The organism is Methylovulum psychrotolerans, assembly GCF_002923755.1.
GTDB lineage: Bacteria > Pseudomonadota > Gammaproteobacteria > Methylococcales > Methylomonadaceae > Methylovulum > Methylovulum psychrotolerans.
In genome coordinates, this window is the sequence record NZ_PGFZ01000010.1 from 1 (window position 1) to 9630 (window position 9630).

At 49.3% G+C, this 9630-nt stretch carries 6 protein-coding genes; all 6 read left to right on the forward strand.

Annotated elements, in window-relative coordinates; translation table 11 throughout:
- The first annotated feature begins 339 nt into the window (after positions 1–339).
- The 6 genes from AADEFJLK_RS18215 to AADEFJLK_RS18240 all read left to right on the forward strand — a co-directional run bounded on the left by AADEFJLK_RS18215 (position 340) and on the right by AADEFJLK_RS18240 (position 9058).
- Positions 340–1968: a DNA recombination protein RmuC gene (locus AADEFJLK_RS18215; RefSeq protein WP_103975284.1), complete on the forward strand. Its 1629-nt coding sequence runs from the start codon at positions 340–342 to the stop codon at positions 1966–1968.
- A 765-nt stretch (positions 1969–2733) separates the two neighbouring features.
- Positions 2734–4338: an NAD-binding protein gene (locus tag AADEFJLK_RS18220; protein WP_103975285.1), complete on the forward strand. Its 1605-nt coding sequence runs from the start codon at positions 2734–2736 to the stop codon at positions 4336–4338.
- On the forward strand, positions 4335–5030 hold the full coding sequence (locus AADEFJLK_RS18225; RefSeq protein ID WP_088620074.1) for a potassium channel family protein: 696 nt from the start codon (positions 4335–4337) through the stop codon (positions 5028–5030). The genes AADEFJLK_RS18220 and AADEFJLK_RS18225 overlap by 4 nt, the downstream gene beginning before the upstream one ends.
- A 334-nt stretch (positions 5031–5364) precedes the next feature.
- Positions 5365–6735, forward strand: coding sequence for a sodium:proton antiporter NhaD (nhaD, locus tag AADEFJLK_RS18230; RefSeq protein ID WP_249028078.1), 1371 nt, complete (start codon positions 5365–5367; stop codon positions 6733–6735).
- Positions 6736–6776: 41 nt separating this feature from the next.
- On the forward strand, positions 6777–8348 hold the full coding sequence (locus tag AADEFJLK_RS18235; RefSeq protein ID WP_103975344.1) for a DUF4118 domain-containing protein: 1572 nt from the start codon (positions 6777–6779) through the stop codon (positions 8346–8348).
- Positions 8348–9058: a response regulator gene (locus AADEFJLK_RS18240; protein WP_088620076.1), complete on the forward strand. Its 711-nt coding sequence runs from the start codon at positions 8348–8350 to the stop codon at positions 9056–9058. Before AADEFJLK_RS18235 ends, AADEFJLK_RS18240 begins: the two co-directional genes overlap by 1 nt.
- Positions 9059–9630: the final 572 nt, after the last annotated feature.

The following is a 9630-nucleotide window of genomic DNA, read 5'->3' on the forward strand; positions in this document are numbered from 1 at the left end:
TAGGGGACGTGTTTAAACTGATGCCTTCCGAAAAGCACCTTTCCGGCAGGGATTTGGGGCGGATGGAAACAACCCCTTCACTAAAGTATAGGGCTGCCGAATGACGGCTTGAAAGCGGTCTGGGCGAATGTTAAAAACTTGATGATCGAGTAAAAGTCCTGATCCACCAAAAGACGCGTCAGGCTAGTGCTGCTTAGAAGCGTATAGCCATCCCATCAGACCAGATTAGACACCTCATGAGTATGGTTTGATGATGCAATCCACACCAAACAAGTAAATGCCAATCGTCCCCTAATCAGGTACAATCAGAAAACATCACCGCGACAAGCAACCGACCTTATGACCGCCGCCCTGCTATTGATTATTCTTGCCTTTCTGCTTAGCATTTTCATTATGCTGTTGTTAGCCCTTAGCCGCCTCACTAAACTGCTGAAAAACCATTCCGACACAACTTTTGACGATATTAGCCGCTTACTGCAAAACAACGAAAACAGCCTGAACCAAGGCTTTAGCGAATCCAGAAAAGAACGGCGTGAGGTCAGCGCGGAAAACCGCCGCGAACTTCAAGACGTGTTTAAAAATCTGCAAGATACCCTACTGAACCGTATTGCCGAGAATAGCACCCTACAAAACCAACAGCTCAACGCTTTTAGTGCCGCGTTTGGCGAATTGTCAGAAAAGCTCATCAACCATTCCAACGATTTCAGGCACAGCGTCAGCTTGTCTTTTCAAGCCTCCAGTGACAGGCTCAACCAAAAACAGGATGAGTTCCGCGATAAGACCGTCCAACAACTGGATATTTTTGCCGCGACCATTAAAAATGATGCTTATACTAATCGTCAGGAATTGAATACAACGTTACAAGCGTTTGAGGGTAAATTTTCCGAAGGCATTAAGGCGTTTAACGAGCAACTGCGCTTAGAGTTTGCCGAATTGAACAGACAACAGGCGGAGACCAACCGACAAGCAAAACACAGCCTGACTGACGTACAACAGACCGTCGACAAACAACTGCAAGCCATCCGCGCAGACAACACCCTGCAACTGAACGAAATGCGCCGGACGGTGGACGAAAAGCTGCACGAGACCTTAGAGAAGCGGCTGGGCGAATCGTTTAAGCAAGTTAGTGACCGTTTGGAGCAAGTCCATAAAGGCTTGGGCGATATGCAAAATTTGGCAATTGGGGTGGGAGATTTGAAAAAAGTCCTTTCTAATGTTAAGGCACGGGGCATTTTAGGCGAATATCAACTGGGCAACATCCTCGAACAAATCCTCGCACCCGACCAATATGCCATGAATGTGCCCACCAAACACAGCAGTCGTGACGTAGTTGAATTTGCCGTCAAATTGCCCGGCCAAGCCGATGAAAAAACCGTTTGGTTGCCGATAGATTCAAAGTTTCCGCTGGAAAGCTACCAAGCCTTGCTGGGCGCATGGGAAGAGGGCAATATCGGGGCAATTGACGCGGCGCAAAAACTCCTACTTAGGGCGGTAGAAGGCTTTGCCAAAGACATCAGCAGCAAATATATAGACCCACCGCACACCACCGATTTTGCGATCATGTTCTTACCGATTGAGAGCCTGTACGGAGAAATCCTACGCCACCCAAAACTATTTGAACGCCTGCAACGCCATTACCGGATTACCATCACTGGACCAACCACCTTATCGGCATTGCTGAACAGTCTGAACATGGGCTTTCGAACGTTGGCGGTACAACAGCGCAGCAGTGAAGTGTGGAAAGTGCTGGCGGAAGTAAAGACCGAGTTCGTCAAATATTCGGAGCAACTGGCGGCGGTGCATAAGCACCTGAATTCTGCAACGAATACCTTAGAGACTCTACAGACCACCCGCACTAAAGTCATGGAGCGCAAACTGCGTGGTGTTGAGGCCTTGGAGCCGGGTTCTGATAAGAACCTGAAGCTGCCGGGGATTATAGAGGATGACGAAGAAATGGACATCAAATAAACTCGCCTTGCTATGGTGCAAACGTGCGGCTATCTCAGCGTTATTAAGCGAAAAACCAAATCCTCTACACCGACCACTTCAACGTGCAAGCACTGCCAGGCGCTCCGCAAATGGAATGTCTACAGTTCCTCCCTTAAAACCCATGTCCGGCACACACCGAAAAACGGCAAGGCACACAAAATGCTTGCCCTAACTGCGGCAAAGCGTTGTTTTAGGTAAACGGGATACGCCCTTTATCATCCAACACCTGCCTCCACCTAGCTTTAATGCTTTTTAACGGCTCCATCTCAACATCCGTATAGGCCGTTATGGCATACTGCTCTTGGGGCGTAAGTCTCAGCACGTTAGGCATACAGCCGCAGGAAACCAGAAGCTGGCCACAAAAAGGGCAAATTTCATCTACACAGAACGCTTTATGTAACTGGCTTTCTGAGCATGCGCAATGGGGGCACTGTTTTGACATAGGCACAACATCCTTTGTTAATTATAGTTTTTTGTTAACTTTCCAGGCCGTCAAGCAATACAACCAACGGCCTTACCTTGTTTGATAGCCTATCAGGCTTAAAAAAACCGGGCAGGACGACCAAAATCCGCCATCCGATGATAGATAACGAGTTGTCATGCTAACACGATAAATTGGCTTAAAATAGTAAATATGTCACAACATCGGCATCCCCTTCTAACACTTTACCTTTTTTGTTTTTAAAACATTTAGTTATGGTAATTTAAACGACCTATCCTTTTGGCTTTAGCGGTTAATCCCTTATGTTCTCCAGACTACTTGTCTCCATCGCTTATTTTTTGCAAGATTCGCCATACTACCGACACACCAAACAATTTTTCTATAACTTATTAGAAAACCCCGACAGCCGTTTAAAAGCGAATTTTGATATTGTCATGATCGCCTTAGTCATGTTCAGCGTATTTTTGCTGATTTACGAGGTTGATACGCCGTTAACGGCCTTAGATATGCAATTCGAGCAAACGCTGATACTGATTTTCACCTTGGAATATTTGTTGCGCGGCTGGCTGTATAACGACTGCCATAAAATTATCTTGGCGCACTACGAAAAAACCCGCTACCTTAACATCCCCTTTAGCCTAATAACGGTGTTGGGGAAAATTTTTGCGCAAAAATGGGCTTATATGTCCTCACCTCTGGCGTTAATTGACTTATTGGCGATTTTGCCCAGTTACCGGCCTTTGCGGATGTTGCGCCTATTTCTGATTTTTCGGCTGTTTAAGCTGTTCCGCTATTTCAACAGCCTAAAATTGTTCACCGAAGTTTTAGCCAGTAAGCGTTTTGAACTGTACACGTTAGCGATTTTTTTAAGCTTTGTGGTCTTTATCGGCAGCACCGCCATTTATCTGTTTGAAAAACCGACCAATAGTAGCCAAGTCGCACATTTGTTCGATGCGGTTTATTTCACCATCGTCACCGTCTCCACGGTCGGCTATGGTGACATAACCCCGCACACGACGGGTGGTCGGATAGTGGCGATGGTGTTGATATTAAGCGGCTTGGGGGTATTCTCGTTCCTGACCTCCATCATGGTGTCGGCGTTTAATGATAAAATGCAGGATATGCGCGAAAACCAGACCTATACCGAACTCAAACGGTGCCGCGATTATGTGATTATTTGCGGTTTCGGGAGGGTAGGCGAACATCTCGCGGCACGGCTGAAGGCTGAGCGCCAACATTTTGTCATTATCGACATCAATGCCGACAATGTCAGCAAAGCCAAGCGCCTAGGTTATTTGGTCATTCAAGCGGATGCCAGCAAAAATGCGGTATTGCTCCAAGCAGGCCTTAACCAAGGTGCGAACAGCGTGGTCTGCACCACTGGCAATGATGTCGTCAATGTCTATATCACCTTAAGCAGCCGACATTTAAACCCTGATATCCGCATCGTTTCCCGCGCCAACAACCCGGATACCATCAAAAAACTGTACCAGGCAGGGGCTAGCGACGTGATCCAGCCTTTTGCCATCGCGGGCTTAGTCGCTGCCGAATATATCGGCCAACCCGTCGCTTTTGAAGCCATTTTCGGTATCTTAAAACAAGAAAAACAATACATGATTGACACCCTAACCGTTACCGGCCCCTCTTTTATCGAAGCTAAAACCTTAGCCGAGTTGGATTTTATCGGCAGGAAGCTCGTGTTACTCGGTATCGTCAGTGATAATCCCGCGCATAACCAACATAAAAACCGTTACCCAGTCAGCCACCAGCACTTTTACTTTAACCCGCCCGCCCATTTTGTCCTGCACAGCGGTGATGTATTAGTGCTGTTAGGCCGCGATGTCAGCATCGGGCATCTTCGCCAACAAATTGCGCGTAGCCGCTTTAACAATAGCCGTAAATCATGAAACATATTGCCGTTTTTGGGTTTAGCCTCATGTCGTTAGAGCTGATGCAACGCTTGCAGCAAGCCGAGCATAGCCTAGTGTTTATCAGCCAAGACTGCGCCGAAACCGCCCTGATGACCGCACAAGGCTTTACTTGCCAAACCCTGGATTTCCGTAACGACGACCAACTGCAAGCGATAGGCATAGGCGAACATATCGACACGTTGTTCTGTTTTTTCCCTACCGATTCCGACAACGTGTTTTTAACCATTTCCGCCCGCGCCCTCGCTAAAGACTTGACCATCATTAGCATTGTTGATGATCCTGAATCGGCAGAAAAATTATTGGCGGCGGGGGCGAATAAAATTATCGACCCTTATGAGATTTGCGGGCGTAAACTCCATGAAATGCTGACCCGACCCGACATTTCTAATATCCTTGACCATACCGTGTTCGGCCAACACGACCTAAACTTGGTGCAAGTGCCCATCCCTCCGGGTTCTTACTTAGAAAATACCGACCTCAGCGGGCTGGACTTGAACGCCCAGTATAATGTTATCCTCATCGGCGTAGTCGATACCGACCAAGGGGAAGAACTGCATTTTGCCCTAGACGATACATCCCGCCGTCTGACGGCAGGAGATATTTTGGTGGTCTTAGGGGTTACTGCGGATATTGAAGCATTTAAGGCCGGGTTGTCCGTGGCGGGTTAAGCCCTTGGCGGCGGACTTGTAGAGTCCGGCGTTAAGCACACGGCAGGCTAAACGTCGGCGCACCGGGTTTAAGCCATCCTGCCAAGGCTAAAGACCTTTGCGCTCCGCTCAATTCCTGACGGCATCCATATCTCCCCTAAACCTATAATCCCCATCTTTACGCTTTTTTTACATCCATGCCGCTAAAATTATCAACGAACGTCAGCCGGGGTTGTCCATAGGGATAATGCCAAATAGGGTCGGCATCCGATAGTTTTAGCAGAAGGGATATTATGGTGTATTGTAATGTGACAATCAGCGCAAAATGGGCCTACGCGCTTATGGCAGGCCGACAATGACAGCGATCTTACAACCTCTTGACCTGACCCATAATTGGGCCGGGTATTTTTCCTTGGCCGTCATGGTCATCGCCTATATTGCGGCGATGTTTGAAGAATCTACGCATTTGCGCAAATCCAAACCCATGCTGCTCGCGGCGGGTTTGATTTGGTTTGTCATTGTCCTGGTCTATCAGGAACAGGGCGACGACGCGCTGGCGGTGGCGGCTTTTAAAAGCAACTTACAAACGTATATCGAATTATTGTTGTTCATCATGGTATCCATGACCTATTTGAACGCGATGGAAGACATGCGCATTTTTGATGCCCTGAAAGTCTGGCTAGTCAGCAAAAACTTAAGCTACCGGCAATTGTTCTGGCTGACCGGCTTCTTGGTGTTTTTTATGTCCAGCGTCGTCAATGGCCTGACCGCCGGCCTTCTTATGGGGGCGGTGGCGGTGGCCGTAGGTAAAGATAGCCCGCGCTTTGTGTCGTTAGCCTGCATCAATATCATTGTCGCCACCAATGCGGGCGGCTCGTTCAGCCCCTTAGGCGGGATTTCGACGTTGTTTGTCTGGCAGCACGGCAGATTGGGTTTTACCGACTTTTTCCAACTGTTTATCCCTTGTCTGGTCAACTTTCTGGTGCCGGCCTTGGCGATGCACTTTGCCCTGCCTAAAGACAAACCGGATATTGCCATAAGGACAGTCCAGTTGTCGCGGGGCGCGAAACGGATTATTTTTCTATTTGGTGTAACTATCGGCTTGGCGGTCATTTATGATATGAAACTGCACCTGCCCGCAGCGGCGGGCATGATGGCGGGCTTGTCAATATTGCAGTTCTTTTATTTTTATCTGCAAAAAACTACGCCGCCAGACAGCCAAAAACCTGCCGACAACGCCTTATTTTTAGGCGGCGGCGATGTCGCTTTGGCCGATCTGGCCAATAAGTTGGATATTTTCGATAAAATAGGCCGCCTGGAATGGGACACCCTGCTGTTTTTCTATGGGGCGATGATGGGCATAGCGGGTTTAGGTTTTATCGGTTATCTTGAGGCCATCTCGCAAGTGTTGTTCGGACAATTAAGCCCGACCCTCGCCAACATCCTGATCGGCCTGTCGTCGGCTTTTGTCGATAACGGCACCTTAATGTTTGCGGTGCTGACCATGAACCCCGACATCCCCCAAGGCCAATGGCTGTTACTGACTTTAACCCTAGGGGTAGGCGGCAGCTTATTGGCGATAGGCTCCGCCCCCGGCATCGGCCTGTTAGGCCAAGCCAAAGGCCAATACACTTTCAGCAGCCATCTGAAATGGTGTCCGGTCATCATACTGGGTTACTTTGCCAGTATCGGGGTGCATTTTTTGGTTAATGCCAAGTCTTTTTAAAAGCATGGCTCCCGTTGCGCCACCAACCTTGGAATAGCCACTTGCTTAACACTGCTTACGAGCCGCCCCCAAACCGCCCAACCAGCGGGCAACCGCTGGGTAACCGCCGCCTTAACCGTTGGCAAAACTATTTATGGGGCATCGCCGCGCCGTTTATCTGCACCTTGGTCGATTGGCCATTACGGCATATTTTAGGCCCGGCCAGTATTCTGATAACGTATCTGTTAGGGGTGTTTTTGGTCGCCAGCCGCTACGGGCGGGGCGCGTCGATCATCGCGTCGTTTTTAAGCGCCCCGGTGTTTGCCTTTTATTTTGCCCACCCGATATTTTCCTTCGCCATCAATGACCTGGAAAACATCATCGGTTTGGCGGTCATGATTGTGGTCGCCAATGTCACCAGCAATTTTTTAGAAAGCCAACATCTGCAAGCCGCACTCGCGAAACAACGGGAAAAACGCGCCAATGCATTATACCGATTAAGCCAAGCCCTAGCCGACGCACCCGACCAACAAGCCGTCGCCATTATTGCCGTCAACCATATCCATGAAGATTTTGCCGCCTGTTCAGTGGTGTTGTTTGCCGACAGTAACGGGCAACTGCATTACCCTTCAGCCCGGCCATTGACGCACTCGCTACGCGGAGCCGATTTGGCGACAGCCCAACAAATCTACGCACGCCAGCAACCCGCCCAGCTATCCGCAACGGCAAAAACCTGTTATTACCTCTTAGAACGCCCACAGCTTATCCAAGGGGTGCTGGTGATCCAGGCAAACAGAACCTCTGGCCTGGGCGACCGTGAAGCCGTGACGTTTTTCGACACCTTCAAAAACCTGATCGCCCAAACCCTAGAACGCCTGAGATTAACCGAACAGGCCCATAAAGCCAAACTACAGGCCGAAACCGAAGCCTTACGCAACGCCCTGTTAAGCGCCATCTCCCACGACTTACGGACACCCTTGACCCATATCATCGGCGCCAGCACCGCCTTAGTGGAAAGCCGTGGCGATTTTTCCCCAGCCGAACAGTTGGATTTTAACAAAGTGATTCTTGACGAAGCCCTGCACATATCAGAACTAACCAGTAAAATCCTCGATATGGCCCGGCTGACAACAGGCGAGATTATCCTGCACAGAGAATGGAACGCCTTGGAGGAAATTGTCGGCAGCGCCTTAAACCGATTGGAAAAAAACCTCGGTGACCGCCCGGTCACGATTTGCCTGCCGGATGACCTGCCGCTGTTATGGATAGATGCGGTGTTACTTGAACAGGTTTTGGCCAACCTGATCGAAAATGTCATTAAATACACCCCGCCCAACAGCCCTATGGACATCAGTGCCGAACGCTTGGCCGCTTCAATAACCGTCACGGTATCCGACTACGGCCAAGGCATCCCGAAAGGCATGGAAGAAAAAATCTTTGCTAAATTTTATCGGCTGGAATCGGATTCCCTACAAAGCGGGGTGGGCTTGGGGCTGACCTTGTGCCGGGCGATTATTGAAGCCCATGGCGGCACCATCTATGCCCGCCAACAGAGTCCAGGCGCGGCCTTCGTCATAGAATTGCCCGCCCACCAGCAACCGCCGCTAAACTGGCATGAAGCCTTGGATGCCTGATGAACAAAACCGCCCCCTTAATCTTGGTGATAGAAGACGACCCGCAAACCCGCCGCTTGCTGAAAACCAATCTCGGCAACCGGGGCTGGCAAGTGCTGGAGGCTGAAGACGGCAAAACTGGTATTGCCCATACCAAGACCGCCCACCCGGATTTGGTCATCCTCGACTTAGGCTTGCCGGATATAGACGGCATTTCCGTCACCAAACGCTTACGGCAACTGGCCGACCTGCCGATTTTAGTGCTGTCCGCGCGTAGCCAAGAACAAAACAAAATCATGGCCTTAGATGCCGGAGCTGACGATTATCTGACCAAACCGTTCAGCATCGGCGAACTGCACGCCCGCCTGCAAGCCCTGCTGCGGCGGGTTAACCGGGCGGCGGGCTGCTTGGCGATATTCCAAGCGGGCGAACTGCAAGTGGATTTGACCCGCCGCAAAGTCTTTCTGGGGGCAACCGAAGTGCATATAACGCCCATCGAATACCGCCTCTTAAGCATCCTGATCCGCCACGCGGGCCTGGTCGTTACCCATAGGCAATTGCTGTTGGAGGTCTGGGGGGCTGAGCATATCAATGACCAACATTATTTGCGGATTTATATGGGGCAACTGCGCCATAAGCTTGAAGCCAACCCCGCCCGCCCACGGTATTTGCTGACCGAGGTTGGGGTGGGTTATCGGCTGGCGGATGATGGCAATGAGGATGGAGGCTGACAATGTTAATGGGCTAGTTTGGCGTTTGCCCAGCAGATGCAAATGGCTAGACCATCGTAATTCTCCCAACGGTGTTGAGAGTCCCGACAAAACCTGCCATGCTGGATGCGGCAAACGGGGGGATAAAGCACCTTACTGAGTAAGGTAAGGTATTAGATTGGTGATAATTAAAAAGACTTTAAAATAATATTCCAAGCTGCATAGCAATTGGCAAATATTTTATTGTTGAATTCAAATTATTTTTCTGTATAATCTATTCCAGCCTTTGGTTATAAAAGGCTTGGGTCACTGGATAGTGGCGAATTCTCGGATGAGAATAGGGCTAATATTCTAAAATAAATCTGGAAATTTAATCACCCCTATTCTCTCCTTATTTCTTTTTCGTAATTAGGGAGTGAAGTCATGAATAATAACCAAATTATAATTCGGTTATCACAAGCCTGCGAAACTAGCGAAGTTCTTTCTAAGCACATTGGTCGTGTCACTGGACTTATAGATGCTGAGAATTTTGCCAAACTTATGAATAATCTTGGGATTGAATCAAATCCCAGAAAGCCAAAAGAATCAGCCGT

Coding starts and splice junctions, on each gene's coding strand:
- AADEFJLK_RS18215 (WP_103975284.1), top strand. CDS start 340: ATGACCGCCGCCCTGCTATTGATTATTCTTGCCTTTCTGCTTAGCATT.
- AADEFJLK_RS18220 (WP_103975285.1), top strand. CDS start 2,734: ATGTTCTCCAGACTACTTGTCTCCATCGCTTATTTTTTGCAAGATTCG.
- AADEFJLK_RS18225 (WP_088620074.1), top strand. CDS start 4,335: ATGAAACATATTGCCGTTTTTGGGTTTAGCCTCATGTCGTTAGAGCTG.
- nhaD (WP_249028078.1), top strand. CDS start 5,365: ATGACAGCGATCTTACAACCTCTTGACCTGACCCATAATTGGGCCGGG.
- AADEFJLK_RS18240 (WP_088620076.1), top strand. CDS start 8,348: ATGAACAAAACCGCCCCCTTAATCTTGGTGATAGAAGACGACCCGCAA.